This window comes from Roseivirga misakiensis, from assembly GCF_001747105.1.
Classification (GTDB): domain Bacteria; phylum Bacteroidota; class Bacteroidia; order Cytophagales; family Cyclobacteriaceae; genus Roseivirga; species Roseivirga misakiensis.
Map to the genome: position 1 here is coordinate 1,339,236 of NZ_MDGQ01000005.1, position 19,483 is coordinate 1,358,718.

Sequence of the window (19,483 nt, forward strand, 5' to 3'; positions counted from 1 at the left end):
AGCTTTTTTCGGGGTGTTAAACTGAGACTTAACTATTGTAAATGTTTGTTAATGGATTATTGGGAGCCAAAAAAGCCACATATATTCGATTATGATAAAGAAGCAATCGGTAACCATTCCACTGACTACGATCTCATTGATTAGTATGCTGGCGATTCAGGCTTATTTTTTAAAGGCTAACTTTCAAAGTAATAAAACAAGTTTTCAAAATGACGTGAATGCCTCTCTGGAGCTGATCATTGATGATGTAAAGCAAGATTGGGAGGAACGGCGGTTCGAACTTCATAAGTTCGACTTACTTGATACCAATTTGGTTAAAATTGAATATGATTTTGGGAACGGTATTAACCCATCTGTGAGTCTGGTAGATCCTATTTCTGGAGATTTATTTTTGAAACACAATTTTATTACAAAATACGATCCTGATACGCTCACGAAGGAGTTTTTATTCAACAAAGCCTTCAATAAACTTAAACGCATTGGCAAACAGACGGTATACTTTAGTGTAAATAGGCCGATTGACGACCGCTATGAGAATTATACTGACACCTTATCGGCCAATATCAGATTGTTAGACAGTCTTTTAGTGGATAATTTTGATAACTACGCCATTCAAGCCGATTATGAATTGGTATTTATTGAGGAAGACAGTACTTATGAGCTTAATGATGAAAAAGCGTATATTTCCAACTTTTTCAAATTGAAAGACAGGGGAGATCAGCGTCAGATAGCTGTGCTTATTCCCAAGCCATTTTGGGCCATCGTGCAAAGATCATCATCGTTGATCGTGGCTTCATTATTCGTTGTGCTACTGGTAGTCTTTAGTTTCTGGTTTTTAACCGACATGATTAAAAAGCAACGTATTTTGGCTCAAACTAAGGATGACTTTATCGATAATGTGACCCATGAACTCCTCACACCGATTTCAACTTTACATGTGAGTTTGGAGAGCCTCGATCGGTACCATGTTCTTGATAATAAGGAGAAAGCCAGAGACTATTTGAAAATATCAAAAATGGAGCTCAGCAGAATCTCGGGCCTTCTGCAAAATGTATTACAAGTCAGTCTACACAATCCTGGGGTAGTTAGTTTAAAGATGACTAATGTCGATCTGAAAGCCCTCATCAATGAAGTGATCGACTATTACTCAGTAAAAAGCAAAGGGGAGATTCACTTCAAGGTTGCCCCATTCAGCAATATTGAGGTAAAAGCTGATGTTTATCGATTAAATAATGTCTTCTACAACCTGATCGATAATGCATTAAAATACTCTAACCGAACTCCTAAAGAGATAGAAATCAATGTCCATACTGGGGATAAAGTAGCAGTGGATGTAAAAGATAATGGCATAGGAATTCCACGAGAAGATCAAGATAAAATCTTCGAGAAGTTCCATCGCGTGAGCCAAAATGGGGTGCACGATGTCAAAGGAATGGGGATCGGTCTATATCAATCTAAAACCATTATGAATAAAATGGGAGGAGATTTAAGGCTGAAAAGTTCATCTGAATCCGGTTCGATTTTTTCAATAGTTTTAAACCCTTGTTAAGTACCACCAATGTCTAAAATATTATTAGTTGAAGATGAGCTTTCCCTAGCTATGTTGGTGAAAGATAATTTGGAAGAACAGGGGTACCAAGTTACCCATGTTACTGATGGACAATCGGCCATTGAAAGATTCAACTTGGAAACACCAGATCTCATCATTTTAGATGTGATGATGCCTAAGGTGAATGGTTATGATGTAGCAAAGGCGATAAGAACAACCAACAAGAATGTCCCTATCATCTTTTTAACTGCTAAGGTTCAAGTCAAAGACGTAATCGAAGGATTTGAGTCTGGAGGGAACGATTATCTCAGAAAGCCTTTCAGTATCCAAGAATTACTCATTCGTATGAAAGTGATGTTGAGTGAAACACGATTACTAACGAATGAAATAAAGACTGAAGACAAAGTATTTTACCTAGGAAGCTTCGTTTTTGATAGCCGAAAATTTACCCTAGAAAATGGAAGCAATGTCCGAAGCTTAACGGCTAAGGAATCTCATTTACTTCAGGCGCTCTGTATGCAACAAAACCAAACGGTCACAAAAGAGTCATTATTATTAGCGGTTTGGGGCGATGACTCCTTTTTCAACTCACGCAGTCTTGACGTTTTTATCTCTAGACTTAGAAAGTACCTTAAAGACGAACCCAGGCTTAGCATCTTGAATATAAGAGGGGTAGGATATAAGTTTATCGTCGATTAAAGGCCGAGATAGCGCCAATAGAAATCGATTGTATTCTTAGCTTAAGAGTGTAGATGGGCTTCCTGTAATAATCTGATTAACAGCATGATACATTCTTAATTATTCAATCGGAGATTGTACTCACACCAAAAATAAATTAAATCAGCTCAAACTGTGTCGATAAGTTTATCTATTGAATATCCAAAATATGGAGTTGAATAGATACAGCAAAAGACTAACCCAAGATCCAACACAGCCCGCATCGCAGGCCATGCTATATGGTATTGGCCTAACAGAAGCTGATATGCAAAAGGCTCAAGTGGGCATTGTTAGTACAGGCTATGAAGGCAATACTTGTAACATGCACCTAAACGATCTCGCAAAAGAAGTCAAAAAAGGAGTCGTTGCGGCCGATCTAGTGGGTTTGATATATAATACCATAGGCGTTAGTGATGGCATATCTAACGGGACAGAAGGAATGCGCTATTCGCTCGTTTCTAGAGAAATAATTGCAGATTCGATCGAAGCTGTTGCAGGAGCCCATTATTACGATGGCTTGGTAACCGTAGTCGGCTGCGACAAGAATATGCCGGGCGCTCTAATGGCGATGGGAAGGCTAAATAGACCCTCGTTAATGGTTTATGGTGGCACTATCGCCTCAGGATGCTATAAAGGGAAAAAGCTCAATATCGTTTCGTCTTTTGAGGCTTTGGGTGAAAAGTTTGCTGGAAATATATCGGATGAGGATTACCAAGGGATTATCAAGAACTCGTGTCCAGGTGCAGGCGCATGTGGTGGAATGTATACGGCTAATACCATGTCATCGGCTATTGAAGCATTAGGCATGTCATTGCCTTATAGTGCCTCAAACCCAGCGATAAGTCTTGATAAAGAAGAAGAATGTGCCAAAGTAGGGCGTGCGGTTCGAAAACTACTTGAGCTCGATTTAAAACCGAGAGATATACTCACAAAGAAATCCTTCGAAAATGCCATCAGGCTGATCATAGTCCTCGGTGGTTCTACCAACGCAGTAATGCACCTAATCGCGATAGCCAAAAGTGTAGACATCGATCTTAGCCTAAAAGACTTTCAAACGCTTTCTGATAACACTCCATTTCTGGCCGATCTAAAACCAAGTGGCCAATATTTGATGGAAGATTTACATGAAGCAGGTGGCGCCCCAGCCGTTATGCGCTTCATGCTCGACCATGATATGCTTCATGGGGAATGTATGACCGTTACAGGGGAAACCATAGCCGAAAACCTATCCACAGTAGACCCAATTAACCTAGAAACTAAGCTGCTTAGGCCCATAGATCAGCCGATTAAACCCACTGGTCACTTACAAATGCTATTTGGAAATCTTGCCTCCGAAGGCTCCGTTGCTAAAATTACAGGTAAAGAAGGTGAGCGTTTCGAGGGAAAAGCTATCGTATTCGATGATGAATTTTCTGCCATTGAAGGAATTGGCAGTGGTGCTGTAAAACCGGGGCACGTGATCGTAATTCGGTACGAAGGCCCAAAAGGAGCCCCAGGAATGCCAGAAATGCTCAAGCCTACAGCTGCAATTATGGGAGCAGGTTTAGGTAAATCCGTAGCACTGATAACTGATGGACGCTTTTCTGGAGGAAGTCATGGTTTTGTTGTCGGTCATGTAACCCCAGAAGCTCAGGCAGGTGGAGTCATCGCACTGGTTGAAAACAATGATCCAATCATTATCGATGCAGTGAACAACGAAATCACGTTGGGAGTATCAGAAGAAGTACTCAAAAAGAGAAAGGCACTTTGGAAACGCCCCGCTTTAAAAGTGAAAGCTGGCGTTTTAAAAAAGTATGCTAAGAATGTATCCTCCGCTTCGGAAGGTTGTGTAACGGATAATTAAGGAAGATATGGAATCAGTGCTTACCCCATTAGTATCTACTAAAGAAAAGACCTCAGGTGCCAAAGCTCTTATAAAGTCGCTCATAGCCGAAAAAGTAAACATAGTTTTTGGTTACCCTGGTGGAGCTATTATGCCAGTTTATGATGCCCTATTTGATTTTCAGACCGAGGTACATCATGTGCTCACGCGGCATGAACAAGGTGCTGTACATGCAGCACAGGGGTTTGCTCGCGCAACAGGAGAAGTCGGGGTAGTTTTGGCCACTTCAGGACCTGGCGCAACTAACCTGATTACAGGCATAGCGGATGCAATGGTCGATTCCACACCGTTAGTTTGCATTACTGGACAGGTAGGCTCCCAGTTACTGGGATCAGATGCATTTCAAGAAACTGATATCATCAGTATTTCAATGCCTGTGACCAAATGGAATTTTCAAGTAACAAAGGCAGAAGAATTACCAGAAGCTATAGCGAAGGCGTTTTACATTGCAAAATCAGGTAGACCTGGCCCGGTTCTTATAGACATTACTAAGGATGCTCAATTTCAAGACTTTGAATTTAGCTATTCACCTTGCCGTACCATAAGAAGTTATCAGCCGATCCCTAGTCTCAATTTGAATCAGGTCAAAGCTGCTGCAGATTTAATTAATCTAGCACAAAAACCATTCGTCCTTTTTGGGCAAGGCGTCATTCTAGGTAATGCTGAACAAGAGTTTAAAAGTTTTATCGAAAAAACCGGAATACCGGCTGCTTGGACCATTTTAGGACTATCCGCCTTACCAACTGAGCACCCATTGAATGTAGGTATGCTAGGTATGCACGGTAATTATGGCCCGAATAAACTAACCAATGAATGTGACGTGCTGATCGCAATCGGCATGCGGTTCGATGATCGAGTAACAGGCAACTTGGAGAAATATGCGAAGCAAGCAAGAATTATCCATTTAGATATTGATCCAGCGGAGATTAATAAAAATGTAAAAGTTGAAATACCGGTACTCGGCGATTGTAAAGAGACACTTTCAGAACTAACAAAACACGTTCTGTTAAAAAGTCATCGCGAGTGGCTGGAGAAATTTAGAGTATTGAATGCCATCGAAGCGGAGCAAGTCGTAAAAGACGAGTTATCACCTGTGGAGGGACCGTTGAAAATGGGAGAGGTTGTCGATCAAATCAATCAAATTACTGATGGTGACGCCGTTTTAGTAACGGATGTAGGGCAGCACCAAATGATGGCCTGTCGTTACACTAGATTCAATCAGTCGAAAAGTAACATTACTTCTGGTGGGTTGGGGACAATGGGATTTTGTTTACCAGCGGCTATTGGGGCTAAACTTGGTGCACCTTCGCGAGAGGTTATTGCAGTGATAGGTGATGGTGGTTTTCAAATGACCATTCAAGAGCTAGGTACCGTTTTCCAGACCCAAGCCGCCATAAAGATTGTTATTCTTAATAACAACTTTTTAGGAATGGTTCGGCAGTGGCAACAACTGTTTTTCGATAAGCGCTACTCTAGTACTGAACTTATGAACCCCGATTTTATCAAAATAGGCGAGGGGTACGGTATCAAAGGAGCCACCGTTGAAAAGCGAGAAGACTTATCGAACGCATTGAAGGCAATGTTCGCTCACGAAGGGAGCTATTTGCTTGAGGTGAAAGTAGGAAAAGAGGATAACGTGTTTCCAATGGTGCCTTCTGGTGCATCAGTATCAGATATAAGACTTGCCTAACGTGATCCAGTCATTTACCATATCGATATTTTCCGAAAACAGCATTGGTTTACTGCATAGAATTACGTCTATTTTTACTAAAAGACATTTGAGTATTGAGAGTCTAAACACCTCAGAATCAGAACAAGAAAGCGTTTTTCGATTTACAGTGGTAGTGAAGGCCGAGGAAGAGCTCGTTCAGAAAATCGTCAAACAAATCGAGAAGCAAGTCGAAGTTATTCAAGCAGTCTATCATCTCGATGAAGAGACAGTTTTTCAAGAGATAGCGCTTTATAAACTATCTACTGAGAAGGCTTCAGAAAATAATTTGGTCGAAAGACTAATCCGCGATTCTCATGCGCGTATTCTCTCCATGGAGCCGGAATATATGATTATCGAGAAAACAGGGCATAAAGAAGAAACACAGGAGTTGCTGGAGTTTTTAAGACCTCTGGGTTTGAAGGAATTTGTACGGTCGGGCAGAGTATCTGTAATCCGACCAAAAATAGAATTACAGAAAGAAAGATAAACTTTTAAACAGCATATTATGGCTTTAATCAACTTTGGTGGAGTAGAAGAAAATGTCATCACAAGAGATGAATTTCCACTAGCAAAAGCACAAGAAGTATTGGCAAATGAGACCGTGGCCATCATAGGTTATGGGGTACAAGGTCCAGGCCAGTCATTGAATTTACAGGACAACGGCATTAAGGTCATTGTAGGGCAGCGACAAGAATCCAAGACGTGGGATAAAGCGATCGCGGATGGTTGGGAGCCAGGCATAAGCCTTTTTCCGATTGAAGAAGCGCTGGAAAGAGCATCAATTATTTGTTATCTGCTTTCAGATGCTGCTCAAATTCAATTATGGCCAGTAGTCAAGAAGCATTTGACTGCAGGTAAGATGCTTTACTTTTCACATGGTTTTGGAGTGGCATACGCTGAAAAAACGGGTATTATACCACCAGCAGATGTTGACGTGGCATTAGTAGCACCGAAGGGATCGGGTACAAGTTTGCGGAGATTATTTTTAGAGGGGAAAGGCCTGAATTCATCTTTTGCTATCCATCAAGATGCTACAGGAAAAGCTAAGGACAGAATTGTAGCATTAGGCATTGGTGTTGGTTCTGGCTATTTGTTTGAAACGACATTTATTAAAGAAGTTACCTCTGACCTTACAGGTGAGCGAGGTACGCTTATGGGGGCTATTCAAGGCCTTTTTATGGCACAATATGAAGTTTTAAGAGCCAATGGTCATTCTCCGTCGGAAGCTTTCAATGAAACAGTGGAGGAAGCTACGCAATCCTTGTATCCACTTGTAGCTGAAAATGGAATGGACTGGATGTACGCTAATTGCTCTACTACAGCACAACGAGGAGCCCTAGATTGGAAGGATAAATTTCATGCAGCTACAAAACCTGTTTTTGAAGAATTATATGCTTCAGTAGTGGCGGGCACAGAGGCACAAAGGAGTATTGATTCCAATTCACAGACAGACTACCGGGAGAAACTTCAGGAAGAACTGGACGAACTGCATAACTCTGAAATGTGGAGGGCTGGAAAAGCTGTAAGAGCCTTAAGGCCGGAAAATGCGCCTGAAATCAAAGAAAAAGAACTGGTGTAATGCTGAAACCAAATACCGAAAAGATTTAAAATCGGTATTTGGTCATCGCAAAGCCTTAAACTTTTCCTTGACCACTTCTTTTACTGGACGACCTTCAATTCTGCTTTGGAGGTAAGAAAGAATATCGAGATAGAGGAAAGGGCGACGCTCATATAGGTCTTCATTTAGCTTTTCTAGACGACTGTGAAGTTGTATAAACTCACTTTTTAACTCACTGGGCTTGATTTTTCCCGTTTTCCGGAGGAATTGGATGATTTCACGCTGCACAGCCTGTTGATCATTCATTCTACCGATAAACTGAAAGGTGGACTTGATTTGATATTCTAGTTGAAAGTCTTGCCCATCTTCAAAGTGAGCGATTAGATTCAGGATTCTCGCAAAGCAGTGAATGTCTTCTCTCAGCTTTACATCTTTGAAGTAAACGATTTGATTTAAGTAGAATATCGTTTTCCTGTAATTATCATTTCCAAAGTAGAGGGAAGCAAATTTGTAGTAAAACATTAACACCCTTTCTGGGTCGATTTTACCTTCATAAAGTTTCAACTTCTCCAAGATTTCTGGAATAAGATCAATCCCTTTTTCGAATTGACCTTCCATAAAGCATTTATTGATTTTCGATATGTATAAAAACTTAAAAATCAGTACTTCAGAGTTTAAGTCCTTTACAATCTGTTTATCTTGGCTTAAGGCTTCCACTTCATCTAAAACGATACAGAATTGAGTATAATATTGTAATTGAAATAATGCTGCTAATAAGTTTCTGTAACCCTTAATAAACAATACCGGCTGCTTTTTAGCCATGTCTTCATCGGCCTTAAAAAGTTCGACCCAAGCCTTCGCATGTTTGTAGGCATTAGGAAAGTTTTGGGTGATTTTATTAAACCACACATGAGCCTGATGGTAATAAAGTTTCTCGTAAAAGGAGAGCCCATCGACGCTTGTTATGGGTAAGTTTTCGTCGAAATAGGTTCGAACTTCTTCAAAGGCCGTTTTTGTTTTTGCATATCCGTTTTTAAGAAATAGGCTGTATAAGTTGAGCGATAAGTTGGAAAGCTGATTAGCCGAATTGACCCGATTAGCCGTTGTATTGACCTCAATGGTAAGTTCTTCGGCTCTATTCTCTATACTCCTAGTGATATACTCTGATTCAATGAGCTTTTCGAATTCCAACACTTCCAGGGCGATGGTAAAATGCTTGGTTTCTTGAGCCATCACCTTGGTTTTACCCAGCATCTTAAGTGCCTGCTTATAAAAGCCTTTGTTATACAAGACTTTAGCATGGTCCATGTTTTCTCTAAGCTGGATATCTATGTTTTGACCAATATGATAGTGCCGAAGACTAGCTAATATTTGCCGATATAAGTGTGCTTTTTGATTCGAAAATTGACTCTTTTTTATGCTCGAAACACGCTTTAAAATATTTTGATCATCGTAAGATTTAATGCTATCCATAGCATCGAAGAGCTTTACAAACTTCAGATCATCTGCATTTCCACTTCTTTTAACAAACAAGCGAAAGTGTCTTTTCTCCGTCTGATTCAGAGATTTTATAAGGTCAAATAATGGATCGCTTTTAATGTTTGCCATTGTAAAGTGAAACTACGTAAGTAACTGATTAATAATGGTTTGAAAAATGAAAAGCCTGTTTTAGAAATAGTATAAGAATCAAGTTCTCATATGGTATCAATTCTGGGTCAGTCTAAATTCAATTATTCTGTAAAAAGCGATTATAGAAATACTGAAGACTGATCAAATAAACGATGTCAAATCAAAAAATACAAATCTTCGACACAACGCTCAGAGACGGTGAGCAAGTGCCTGGATGTAAGTTAAATACCAAAGAGAAGGTTGAAGTCGCCAAGCGACTTGAAGCCTTAGGTGTAGATGTAATTGAGGCAGGTTTTCCTATCTCAAGCCCAGGAGATTTCGAATCTGTAGCGGCAATAGCATCTGTAGTTAGAGACGCTGTGGTCTGCGGCCTTAGTAGGGCTGTTGAAAAAGATATCATTACGGCAGCCGAATCATTACAGAAAGCGGTCAGACCAAGAATTCATACGGGAATCGGTACATCTGAATCACATATTCGGTTTAAACTTAATTCAACACCTGAAAAAATAGTAGAAAGAGCGGTTTCCGCAGTCGCATTGGCTAAAAGGTATGTTGAAGATGTTGAGTTTTATGCCGAAGACGCTGGTAGAACCGATAATGAGTTTCTAGCCTTTATTTGTGAGAAGGCAGTTCAAGCCGGTGCCACGGTCTTGAATATTCCAGACACCACAGGGTACTGTTTACCTGAGGAATATGGTGCGAAGATTAAATTCCTAAAGGAAAACGTGAAGGGAGTTCATAATGTAACCCTTTCAACGCATTGTCACAATGATCTTGGTATGGCTACGGCCAACTCCATTTCTGGGGTGATTAATGGAGCCACACAAATCGAATGTACGATCAACGGAATCGGCGAAAGAGCAGGAAACACCGCTTTAGAAGAGGTGGTGATGGTTTTGAAGCAACATCCACTTTTGAATAAAACCACTGGCGTTGATTCAAGGCAATTAAATGCCATTTCAAAATATGTATCCGAAACAATGCGTGTTCCCGTACAGCCAAACAAGGCAATAGTAGGTGCAAATGCTTTTGCCCACTCTTCTGGTATACACCAAGATGGTGTTATTAAAAAACGTGAGACCTACGAGATAATAGATCCAAAAGAGGTGGGTGTAGATCATTCTTCCATTGTGCTTACGGCCAGAAGTGGAAGAGCAGCTCTGGCTTATCGCATGAAAAATATTGGGTATGAACTGACCAGAGACGAATTAGATATCGTTTACAAGAGCTTTTTAGATACTGCAGATGCTAAGAAAGAGGTGCTAGATGATGATCTGCATGAAATTGCCGCGAATAGACTTAAAGTAGCCGTATAACTATGGGAAAGACATTATTCGATAAGGTATGGGATGCCCATGTAGTTAAAAGCTTGGTAGGTGATATAGATGTATTATATATCGATCGGCATTTGATACATGAAGTCACAAGTCCTCAAGCATTTTCTGAGTTAGAAAAACGCGGTCTTTCGCTATTCAGAAAGGAGAAAATGGTCGCAACACCCGATCATAATATTCCAACAAAAGATCAGCATTTACCAATTAAGGAGGCATTATCAAGACACCAAGTAGATACGCTTTTAGCCAACTGTGAAAAGCATAATGTGGAATTATATGGTCTAGGCCATCCTTTTCAAGGAATTGTTCACGTGATAGGCCCTGAATTAGGAATCACATTACCGGGTAGAACCATGGTGTGCGGAGACAGTCATACGTCTACCCATGGGGCCTTTGGCGCTGTGGCATTTGGTATTGGTACCAGTCAAGTTGCGCAGGTTATGGCGAGCCAGTGTCTATTGCAAAGTCGCCCTAAAACCATGAGGGTTACTGTTGATGGGGAATTGAACAAAGGCGTTTTAGCCAAGGATATTATCCTCTACATCATAGCGCAATTGACTGCAGCTGGAGGAACGGGATACTTTATAGAATACGCCGGTTCTACAATCGAAAGGCTTTCCATGGAAGCGCGCATGACGATTTGTAATATGAGCATAGAAATGGGGGCTAGAGGAGGCATGATTGCACCAGACCAAACCACATTCGACTACATTCAAGGAAGAGAGTTTGCACCAAAAGGCGAAGCGTTCGAATCAGCTGTTGAGTATTGGAAAACACTCCATACGGATGCAGATGCTGTTTTTGACAAAGAATATCACTTCGATGCAACGGACATAGAACCCATGATTACCTACGGTACTAACCCCGGTATGGGAATTAAAATCACTAAAGCTGTACCGAGCCATTTAGGCGAGGGGAGCGTAGAAAGTTATAATAAGTCGTTGGATTACATGGGATTTAAGCCAGGAGAATCACTTTTAGGCAAACCCATTAACCATGTGTTTATTGGCAGTTGTACGAATTCGAGAATTGAAGATTTAAGAATTGTTGCCGATTACGTGAAAGGTAAGAAGAAAGCCGAAAATGTCTCTGCGATGATTGTTCCAGGTTCTAAGCAGGTAGAAAAACAAGCTATAGCCGAAGGACTTGATCAAGTATTACTAGAGGCTGGTTTTGAACTGAGAGAACCTGGTTGTTCAGCTTGCTTGGGAATGAATGAAGATAAAGTGCCTACCGGAGAATATTGCGTATCGACCTCAAACAGAAATTTTGAGGGGAGGCAAGGCCCAGGGGCACGAACCCTTTTAGCGAGTCCGTTAGTGGCCGCCGTGACTGCTATAGAAGGTAGAATTGTGGATATAACTAAACACTTGAATTAAGATGGATAAGTTCGAAAAGGTGGTTTCCACTGCCGTACCATTAGCCATAGAGGATATTGATACTGATCAGATTATTCCAGCGAGGTTTCTGAAAGCGACCTCTCGAGAAGGGTTTGGGGATAATCTGTTCAGAGATTGGCGGTACAATCCTGACAATACACCAAAAGCGGATTTCGTCTTAAACAATCCAAGTTATATGGGTGAAATATTAGTGTCTGGCCGAAACTTCGGTTGTGGCTCGTCTCGGGAACATGCGGCTTGGTCATTATATGATTATGGATTCAAAGTGATCGTGTCGAGTTTCTTTGCCGATATTTTTAAAGGAAATGCATTAAATAATGGCCTTTTGCCAGTACAGGTAAGTGAGACATTTCTAAAGGCTTTGTTAGATGCCATAACGGCCAATCCGACGACTAAGATCAGTGTCGATTTAGCAGCACAAAAGATTAGATTTAATGATCTAGAGGAGTCATTCGAAGTAAATCCTTACAAAAAAGAGTGCTTGATCAATGGTTATGATGATATAGACTATCTGGTGAACCTAAAGGACGAAATAGCCGCATATGAATCGGCCTCTGTTGTTATTTAATATTCGGAAATAAGCATAAAAACGTAGTAAAACGGAATTTCTAAAAAGATGGGAGTAAAGAAGAAGATAGGAATGCTACCGGGTGACGGAATTGGTCCTGAGGTAGTCGCTGAAGCACGAAAAGTACTGGATGCCGTCGCAGAGCGCTTCGGACATACCTTTGAGTATGCTTATGGCGATGTTGGTGCAGTTGCTATTGATAATTCAGGTGATCCACTGCCAGATCATACTTTGAAAATATGTGAAGAGTCAGATGCATTCCTCTTTGGCGCTATCGGTCATCCGAAATATGACAATGACCCTTCGGCAAAAGTTCGACCAGAACAAGGCTTATTGAAATTAAGAAAAAGCTTAGGCCTTTTTGCCAATATTAGACCTGTGACAGCTTATGATAGCTTAATTCACATGTCTCCGCTGAAAACAGAAAAGGTTTTAGGGGTAGACTTAGTAGTATACAGAGAGCTTACTGGGGGCATTTACTTTGGAGAAAAAGGCCGCACAAAAGACGGTGCATATGACCACTGTACTTATGAGAATTTTGAAGTAGACCGCATTGCACACCTAGCTTTTCAAGCTGCTCAACATCGGTCTAAGAAAGTAACCTTGGTAGATAAGGCCAACGTGCTGGAAACTTCACGATTATGGAGAGAAAGAGTGACATTGATTGCGAATGAATATCCAGAAATTGAGCTGGATTGCATGTTTGTGGATAATGCGGCCATGCAAATGATCCAGAACCCAAAACACTTCGATGTAATCCTAACTGAAAATATGTTTGGCGATATTATTTCGGATGAAGCTAGTGTGATCGGTGGATCGTTGGGCTTGTTGCCATCTGCATCTGTTGGTGATAAAACGGCTATGTTCGAGCCGATTCATGGTTCTTATCCGCAAGCGGCTGGGAAAAACATCGCAAATCCACTAGCTACTATACTTTCTGCTGCCATGATGCTTGATCATTTAGGTTTGGTCAATGAAGCGATAGAAGTTAGAAATGCAGTTAACTCTTCCTTAAAGATCGGTATGGTCACTGAAGACCTATCTAAAAAAGAAGGTTACGGGACCGATCGTGTTGGTGATTTTATTGCCAATTGCATAGCCGATGGAGAGGAATCCTGTGCCCAAGACAATATTAAACTAGGACTAAGTACTATTATATAGTCCTGACCCATAGTGTTTTAGAATTAGAAGCCCCAACTCGTTGGGGCTTTTTTTAACTTGGCACCAGAATCAACGTTTGGCGTATTATGCTCAGAATAACAATTCCATTAATTTTTCTATCCTTAAGTTTTCAGGGGTTCGCACAATCTAAGGCATATGAGCTAGAGAAGGCGAAGAAACTCGCGGTTAAATCTCCTTTCCAGAAGATTTGGGATGGAGAACTACCGGCAGAAGTAGTTTACAAAGACAGTGAAATAATCGCTTTCGTTCCGCTTAGACGTCAAACACCTGTTCATTTCTTAATAGTACCGAAAAAGCGTATTCCAACGATAGCTGATCTGAAGGACGAAGACCTACATTTGATAGGAAAAATGTATAAAGTAGCACGTGATTTAGCCAAAGAATACAAAATCTCAGAAACAGGATACCGACTTTCTATCAACACCAATGAAGATTCTGGGCAATCTGTGTTTCACATCCATTTGCATTTGCTTGGCGGTATGAAAGTAGGTCCCATGGTGACACAATCCTATGTAGACCCGCGGCAGAAAAAAGAGGATAAATAATTCCCCTCATATCAAAGACTTTTTAATTTTGAAGCTTTAGTAAATTAGACCACTATGGGAAGAGCATTCGAATTTCGGAAGGGTAGAAAATTAAAACGATGGGGCATGATGTCTCGCGTTTTTCCAAAACTAGGTAAAGCCATCACTATGGCAGCCAAAGAGGGCGGACCTGATCCTGATATGAATGCGGCGTTGAGAACAGCAATTCAAAACGCAAAGGCTCAAAATATGCCCAAAGATAATATCGACGGGGCAATCAAAAGGGCGACCAGTAAGGACGTTGAAGCCTATGTAGAAATGAACTACGAGGGTAAGGGTCCTCATGGTGTATTAGTCTTTGTGGAATGTGCTACAGACAATCAAAACCGTACGGTTGCCAACGTAAGGTCTTATTTCAATAAAGCCGAAGGCGCGTTAGTTCCTACGGGTTCTTTAGAATACATGTTTACACGAAAAGCAGTTTTTGAATTCGAAAAAACTGATGAGATGGATTTAGAAGAGCTAGAGTTTGAATTGATTGACGCTGGTTTAGAAGAAATAGAAGAAGAGTTAGAGGAGAACGAGCAAGGGGAAGAAATCAATACGGTTTCCGTTTACGGTGACTACACTAATTTCGGTTCGTTACAGGCAGCCTTGGAAGGACTTAAAATTGATGTAAAAAGTGCCAACCTGAAACGCTTCCCAACAACACCAGTTGAGTTTTCTGATGAGCAGTTAGAAGAAATAGAGAAAATGCTGGATAAGCTTGAAGACGACGATGACGTTCAGGCTGTCTATACAAATATTGCATAATCGATTAAAGTCAGGTTTTCCACAAGTCTAGCGCTTGTGAAGTATGAGAAATAGGTAGTAAATTCACTTCCAACCAAAAACTCATGCTTTATGCCATCTTTTTCAAAGCCTAGTAGGCGACTTACCCTATTTTTTGTTTCGGTTCTTATCTTATGTTTTTCCCAGTCCATTGCCCAGGATAGTAAAAAAACACTCACGGTTCGTGATTACGAACAATGGGAAAGTCTTGGTTTTAGGAGTGTTTTTTCACCCGATGGAAATTGGTTTTTTTATGAAATCAGAAGAAATAACAAGAAGAACGAAATAAGACTTCATAACCTCAAGACAAATACGCTCAAAGTACTGTCAGAAGGCTCTAGGGCGCAATTTTCTGCAAATAGTAAATGGCTTGGCTATTTCGAGAACCCGTCGGCAGAAGCTAGAGAAAAAAGCAAAACGCCACTAAGAAGTACATTCAGGCTGATGAATTTGACAGGGTCTGATAGCTTAGAAGTTAAAGACGTTAGCGGATTCAGTTTTACTGATGATGGTAAGTTTTTGGCGATGAAACGTTACCCAACGAAGGGTAAAAAAAGTAAAGGCAGTGATCTTGTCATAAGAAACCTAGAAACTGGTCAAGAATTCAATTTTGGAAATGTAGCAGGCTATGACTGGAAAGATGAAAGCAGCTGGGTAGCTATGACAATCGATGCCGATGGGCAAGCAGGAAATGGAGTTCAGCTTTTTGACCCCTTAAGCGGTACTCTCAACGTGCTGGACAGTAAGGCCGCAACATATAGCGGGTTAAAATGGCGAGAAGGAAGCAATGATTTGGCCATATTTAGGAGCTTTAAAGAGGACGGCTATAAAGAAGAAAGTCAGCATGTTTTGGTCTGGCAGAATTTAAATTCAAAAAAGGAAACTAAAACTGTATTTGATCAAGGCCAATTTGAAAGCTTTCCTGAGCACCATAAAGTAATTACCGCAAGATCTTTGACCTGGTCAGACAATGGTGATTACTTGTTCTTTGCTATAAAACAGTGGGAACAAGAGCCTGCAAAAAAAGACAAAAAAGATGGCGAGGAGAAAGAAACTTACCAAGATCTGACAGATGAAGCACCCGCACTCCAGATTTGGCATAGTAAGGATGTAAAAGTGATTCCAGAACAAGAATTATCTGCTTCTAGAAGAAGGGATAATCAATTTATGTCTGTTTGGCATATCGGTAAAAAGAAATTCGTCCAGTTAGAAAATGAACTCGTCGAATCTGTTAACATACAAACCGATCATCCAATTCTTTTAGGAGTAGATGCTACGCCCTATGAAAAAGAAGCCATGTTCGGCAGGGCTAGTAGAGATATGTACTTAGTAGATATTGTTACTGGATCAAATACAAAAATACTCACTGATGTCAATTCACTTGGATCAATTAGCCCTAATGGTGAAGATGTTCCGTATGTAAAAGGGGATGATTACTATATCTATAATTTAAAGAAGAAAGAGCACGTGAGGCTAACAAACGGTGAAGCAATCTTTCTGAATTATGATGATGATCATCCAACACCGAAAAGACGGCCATATGGTATAATAGCTTGGGAAAAAAGCGGAAACTCTTTCTTTGTTAATTCAAAATATGATGTTTGGCAGCTCTCAGTAAATGGTAAGAATAATAGGAGGCTTACAAATGGCAAATCAGATGAGATAAGACATCGATATACATTTCTTGAGTTCGAAGATTTTATTGACCAAAATGAACCGATGTACCTAAGCACATTTGGTTACAAGTCCAAAAAGTCTGGTTATGCTAGAGTCATACCTGGAAAAGAACTAGAGCAATTGATCTGGGAAGATGCAAGGCTGAGCCGTTTGAATAAGGCTGAGCATGCTGACGTATATGCCTACAGCTCAGAAACATTTAGTGACTCACCCGACTTTTTTGTCGCTTCTAAAAGCTTTAAGAACGCAAAGCAAGTGTCAGAAACAAATCCATTTCAAAAGGATTTCGCTTGGGGAAAAGCTGAACTTGTTGAGTATACAAATGCCAATGGTAAGAAACTTCAGGGTGCCTTATATTATCCTGCGAACTACGAGCCAGGTAAAAAGTATCCTATGATCACCTACATCTATGAGCTTCTGTCGGATGGTTTGCATTCCTATAGTTTGCCATCGCAGACAAGTTATTACAGTCGTACTGTGTTTACGCAAAATGGCTATTTCGTACTCAGACCAGATATTGTATTCGATGCTGGAGATCCAGGTATTTCATCCGTTAGAACCATGGAAGCTGCAGTAAAAGCAGTAGTGGATAAGGGAATTGTCGATGAGAAGAGAGTAGGCCTTGTGGGGCACTCATGGGGCGGCTATCAGGCTGGTTTTGCAGTAACACAAACGGATATTTTTGCGGCAAGCGTTGCAGGAGCAGGGCTGACTAATTTAACCAGCATGGCGGGAATGATTGCCTGGGCCTTCGGTGGCGCACCTGAAAACGAACATTTCGAGGTTAGCCAAGAACGGATGGTCGTCCCTATTTATGAGGATGTAGAAGGTTATGTAAGAAACTCGTCCATTTTTAACGTAGAAAAGCTGAATACGCCGCTACTCTTTGAAGTGGGTGATAATGACAAGAATGTCGATTGGCGCCAGGGTATTGAGTATTACAATGCTGCGAGACGTGCAAGAAAACAGTTTGTTTTGTTGGTTTATGCCAACGAGGGGCATGGTTTACGTGCCGAAAAGAATAGCTCAGACTATCAATACCGCATTTTAAAATGGTTTGGGCACTATCTCAAAGGAGAAGAAGCCGAGCCTTGGATTAATCAAGGTATACCATATGAGGAACAAATGAAGAGCCTGAAAAACTGGAAGAAGTAATCAAAAGATCAATCTAGTAGCTGCCTTAGAACCACTGATTTTAATGAATTCAGTGAAATAATCAGTAACAACACCTTCTTCGCCTTCTATTAGCAGCATGTGTTCTAGGAAAGGTGAACTTTCTTCGTTTAACCGATAGAATTTTATTGAGGAGGTTTCATTAGAGGTCAAATTCTCTGGAAAAGCCATAGAAGAGATTGAGGTTGACCTAAAATCACTGTTTTTATCAGCATAGTAGCTATTAGAATAAAAAATGGGAATGCTTAAGACGTCATCTTTATTGATTACACCTCTTTTAATCGCCAGTTTGATAAAGCTACTGGGTTGATTTCCGACATTGTTTTTCCAGATGTGAAAAGCACCCCATTTGCCGTAAAAATTACCGATGGGATCTTGATTCATAATGAAGTCTAAATTCTCAGTAATTTGATTTTCACGTTTAGCGATATAGCTTTTTGGGTTTTGGTGTAAGGCATGCCGCATAATCATGTTTTCAAGAATCAACTCCACTTCCTGATAGTGTTTGCCAAAAGCCCTCTTATAACTTTCCACCAAGCTTTCTTTTCGAATTTGTTGTAAAAAGTATTGACAGTAGGCGTTTACACTGTTGAAGTTGTTGTTTTGAAAACTTACGAAAGAGGCCAAGGCTTGCCGAATCGATTTATCATAATAATTCAGATCGTCGAATAAAAATCTCTTGATGGCCAAGAAACCCGCACCAAATTGCTGCTCTAAGTCAATTCCAACGTATTTGAATTTCGCATAAGAAGGTAAACTAACGTTAAAAGCCCTTAGCGCTTTGATCCGCTCATAGTTTTGTTGAGTACCGCTGAAAGTACCTGACCACAATTGGAAAATTGACTTTAGGAGCTGTTCATCACCAGTTTGTATATACTCATTGATCAGCAAGCCCATTCCATAGCCACTTTCTCCCAAATAGTGCCTGACGCCATGCTTTTGATAAAGGTATTTGAAGATTTCTAAGTCTAGCTTTTCATTGATCTGACTTCCATGAACTTCACCTAATAGAATGATTCGCTTCCTTTTGAAAGAATCATCGAGTGGAGATAGGTCAAAAGGCTTAGAATCACTTGTAGAAAGGGCAAAACTATTATTGTCGAGATAAGATATTACCGTGTTTTCATCAATAGAGACTTTACGCTCTTTTTGATCACAACCCCATAGAATGGAAATTCCTAAAATGAGTGAAAAACTTAAAAAGGTGCTTTTGGGGTTCAAATGAGTGTATTTTCTGTTTCCTTTTGCAGCAAATATCAAACCATAAAAATCTATGATTTCATTTTTGGCATCATTTTGGAAATGTAGTGAAGCATCAACCAAAAAAGGAGGTCAACATGAAAAAAGGTTTACTCATAGTATCGGTCTTAGTCTTATTATCAAGCTGTGACTTAACAATAATTGAAGTACCATTCGACAACAGAGACAATTTTGTCGGTCGATATGAAGCAGAAGAATACAGTGAAACTTATGATCAATTGTCGTTTTTCGACATGAGGATTTTAAGAGATTCTGATGACTTTAGTAATGCCATTTACATTAGAAACTTTTATGCACAGGGTATTGAAGTGTATGCTGAAGTAAATGGAAGAAATATAACCATCCCGAGACAAGTAGTCGATGGCTTTGTCGTAGAGGGAACAGGGAGATTAGAAAATGGAGATGTTTTTTTAACCTACTCGGTTGATGATACTTACTCCAATGGTAGAACAGACTTTTGTAATACCGTTTTATATAGAAGATAAAAA

At 40.3% G+C, this 19,483-nt stretch carries 16 protein-coding genes; 14 read left to right on the plus strand and 2 right to left on the minus strand.

Annotated elements, in window-relative coordinates:
• Window positions 1-91 precede the first annotated feature (91 nt).
• From BFP71_RS13530 to ilvC, 6 genes are all read left to right on the plus strand, one after another.
• Window positions 92-1,549: a sensor histidine kinase gene (locus BFP71_RS13530; RefSeq protein ID WP_069835990.1), complete on the plus strand. Its 1,458-nt coding sequence runs from the start codon at window positions 92-94 to the stop codon at window positions 1,547-1,549.
• Between the two features lie 9 nt (window positions 1,550-1,558).
• Window positions 1,559-2,248 (plus strand): response regulator transcription factor, encoded by a 690-nt coding sequence (locus BFP71_RS13535; protein WP_069835991.1) that lies wholly within the window; start codon window positions 1,559-1,561, stop codon window positions 2,246-2,248.
• A gap of 187 nt (window positions 2,249-2,435) precedes the next feature.
• Window positions 2,436-4,109 carry a dihydroxy-acid dehydratase gene (gene ilvD / locus BFP71_RS13540; RefSeq protein WP_069835992.1) on the plus strand — a complete coding sequence of 558 codons (1,674 nt, stop codon included), beginning with the start codon at window positions 2,436-2,438 and terminating at the stop codon, window positions 4,107-4,109.
• A 7-nt stretch (window positions 4,110-4,116) separates the two neighbouring features.
• On the plus strand, window positions 4,117-5,838 hold the full coding sequence (gene ilvB / locus BFP71_RS13545) for a biosynthetic-type acetolactate synthase large subunit (RefSeq protein ID WP_069835993.1): 1,722 nt from the start codon (window positions 4,117-4,119) through the stop codon (window positions 5,836-5,838).
• A gap of 1 nt (window position 5,839) precedes the next feature.
• On the plus strand, window positions 5,840-6,346 hold the full coding sequence (gene ilvN, locus BFP71_RS13550; RefSeq protein WP_069835994.1) for an acetolactate synthase small subunit: 507 nt from the start codon (window positions 5,840-5,842) through the stop codon (window positions 6,344-6,346).
• An 18-nt stretch (window positions 6,347-6,364) separates the two neighbouring features.
• Window positions 6,365-7,438, plus strand: coding sequence for a ketol-acid reductoisomerase (gene ilvC / locus BFP71_RS13555; RefSeq protein WP_069835995.1), 1,074 nt, complete (start codon window positions 6,365-6,367; stop codon window positions 7,436-7,438).
• Window positions 7,439-7,480: 42 nt separating this feature from the next.
• On the opposite strand, the gene BFP71_RS13560 is transcribed toward ilvC, so the two are convergent.
• Complete coding sequence (locus BFP71_RS13560) at window positions 7,481-9,025, minus strand: hypothetical protein (RefSeq protein WP_069835996.1); 1,545 nt, start codon at window positions 9,023-9,025, stop codon at window positions 7,481-7,483.
• Between the two features lie 173 nt (window positions 9,026-9,198).
• Here BFP71_RS13560 and BFP71_RS13565 point away from each other — a divergent pair, with 173 nt between their 5' ends.
• From BFP71_RS13565 to BFP71_RS13595, 7 genes are all read left to right on the plus strand, one after another.
• Window positions 9,199-10,362: a 2-isopropylmalate synthase gene (locus tag BFP71_RS13565; protein ID WP_069835997.1), complete on the plus strand. Its 1,164-nt coding sequence runs from the start codon at window positions 9,199-9,201 to the stop codon at window positions 10,360-10,362.
• Window positions 10,363-10,364: 2 nt separating this feature from the next.
• Window positions 10,365-11,759: a 3-isopropylmalate dehydratase large subunit gene (gene leuC / locus BFP71_RS13570; RefSeq protein WP_069835998.1), complete on the plus strand. Its 1,395-nt coding sequence runs from the start codon at window positions 10,365-10,367 to the stop codon at window positions 11,757-11,759.
• 1 nt (window position 11,760) lies between these two features.
• The gene (leuD, locus tag BFP71_RS13575; RefSeq protein ID WP_069835999.1) at window positions 11,761-12,348 is read left to right on the plus strand and encodes a 3-isopropylmalate dehydratase small subunit; all 588 of its coding nucleotides are present in this window, start codon (window positions 11,761-11,763) and stop codon (window positions 12,346-12,348) included.
• A 48-nt stretch (window positions 12,349-12,396) separates the two neighbouring features.
• Window positions 12,397-13,509, plus strand: a complete 1,113-nt coding sequence (gene leuB / locus BFP71_RS13580) for a 3-isopropylmalate dehydrogenase (protein ID WP_069836000.1) — start codon at window positions 12,397-12,399, stop codon at window positions 13,507-13,509.
• Between the two features lie 86 nt (window positions 13,510-13,595).
• Window positions 13,596-14,075 (plus strand): histidine triad nucleotide-binding protein, encoded by a 480-nt coding sequence (locus BFP71_RS13585; protein ID WP_088125029.1) that lies wholly within the window; start codon window positions 13,596-13,598, stop codon window positions 14,073-14,075.
• 54 nt (window positions 14,076-14,129) lie between these two features.
• A complete protein-coding gene (locus tag BFP71_RS13590; RefSeq protein ID WP_069836001.1) occupies window positions 14,130-14,867 on the plus strand; it encodes a YebC/PmpR family DNA-binding transcriptional regulator in 738 nt (245 codons plus the stop codon).
• A gap of 90 nt (window positions 14,868-14,957) precedes the next feature.
• Entirely contained in the window at window positions 14,958-17,717 is a 2,760-nt protein-coding gene (locus tag BFP71_RS13595) for an alpha/beta hydrolase family protein (RefSeq protein ID WP_069836002.1), read from the plus strand.
• Here BFP71_RS13595 and BFP71_RS13600 read toward each other — a convergent pair whose 3' ends face one another.
• Window positions 17,718-18,995 (minus strand): TraB/GumN family protein, encoded by a 1,278-nt coding sequence (locus BFP71_RS13600; RefSeq protein WP_176723368.1) that lies wholly within the window; start codon window positions 18,993-18,995, stop codon window positions 17,718-17,720.
• Window positions 18,996-19,072: 77 nt separating this feature from the next.
• On the opposite strand from BFP71_RS13600, the gene BFP71_RS13605 reads away from it, so the two are divergent.
• The gene (locus BFP71_RS13605; protein WP_069836004.1) at window positions 19,073-19,480 is read left to right on the plus strand and encodes a hypothetical protein; all 408 of its coding nucleotides are present in this window, start codon (window positions 19,073-19,075) and stop codon (window positions 19,478-19,480) included.
• The last annotated feature ends 3 nt before the right edge of the window (window positions 19,481-19,483 follow it).

Bases quoted from the DNA above. Each gene is read 5' to 3' on its own strand.
- ilvB (WP_069835993.1), top strand. From the start codon at position 4,117: ATGGAATCAGTGCTTACCCCATTAGTATCTACTAAAGAAAAGACCTCA.
- BFP71_RS13605 (WP_069836004.1), top strand. From the start codon at position 19,073: ATGAAAAAAGGTTTACTCATAGTATCGGTCTTAGTCTTATTATCAAGC.
- ilvC (WP_069835995.1), top strand. From the start codon at position 6,365: ATGGCTTTAATCAACTTTGGTGGAGTAGAAGAAAATGTCATCACAAGA.
- BFP71_RS13595 (WP_069836002.1), top strand. From the start codon at position 14,958: ATGCCATCTTTTTCAAAGCCTAGTAGGCGACTTACCCTATTTTTTGTT.
- BFP71_RS13590 (WP_069836001.1), top strand. From the start codon at position 14,130: ATGGGAAGAGCATTCGAATTTCGGAAGGGTAGAAAATTAAAACGATGG.
- BFP71_RS13535 (WP_069835991.1), top strand. From the start codon at position 1,559: ATGTCTAAAATATTATTAGTTGAAGATGAGCTTTCCCTAGCTATGTTG.
- BFP71_RS13585 (WP_088125029.1), top strand. From the start codon at position 13,596: ATGCTCAGAATAACAATTCCATTAATTTTTCTATCCTTAAGTTTTCAG.
- leuB (WP_069836000.1), top strand. From the start codon at position 12,397: ATGGGAGTAAAGAAGAAGATAGGAATGCTACCGGGTGACGGAATTGGT.
- BFP71_RS13560 (WP_069835996.1), bottom strand. From the start codon at position 9,025: ATGGCAAACATTAAAAGCGATCCATTATTTGACCTTATAAAATCTCTG.
- BFP71_RS13565 (WP_069835997.1), top strand. From the start codon at position 9,199: ATGTCAAATCAAAAAATACAAATCTTCGACACAACGCTCAGAGACGGT.
- leuD (WP_069835999.1), top strand. From the start codon at position 11,761: ATGGATAAGTTCGAAAAGGTGGTTTCCACTGCCGTACCATTAGCCATA.
- ilvD (WP_069835992.1), top strand. From the start codon at position 2,436: ATGGAGTTGAATAGATACAGCAAAAGACTAACCCAAGATCCAACACAG.
- BFP71_RS13530 (WP_069835990.1), top strand. From the start codon at position 92: ATGATAAAGAAGCAATCGGTAACCATTCCACTGACTACGATCTCATTG.
- leuC (WP_069835998.1), top strand. From the start codon at position 10,365: ATGGGAAAGACATTATTCGATAAGGTATGGGATGCCCATGTAGTTAAA.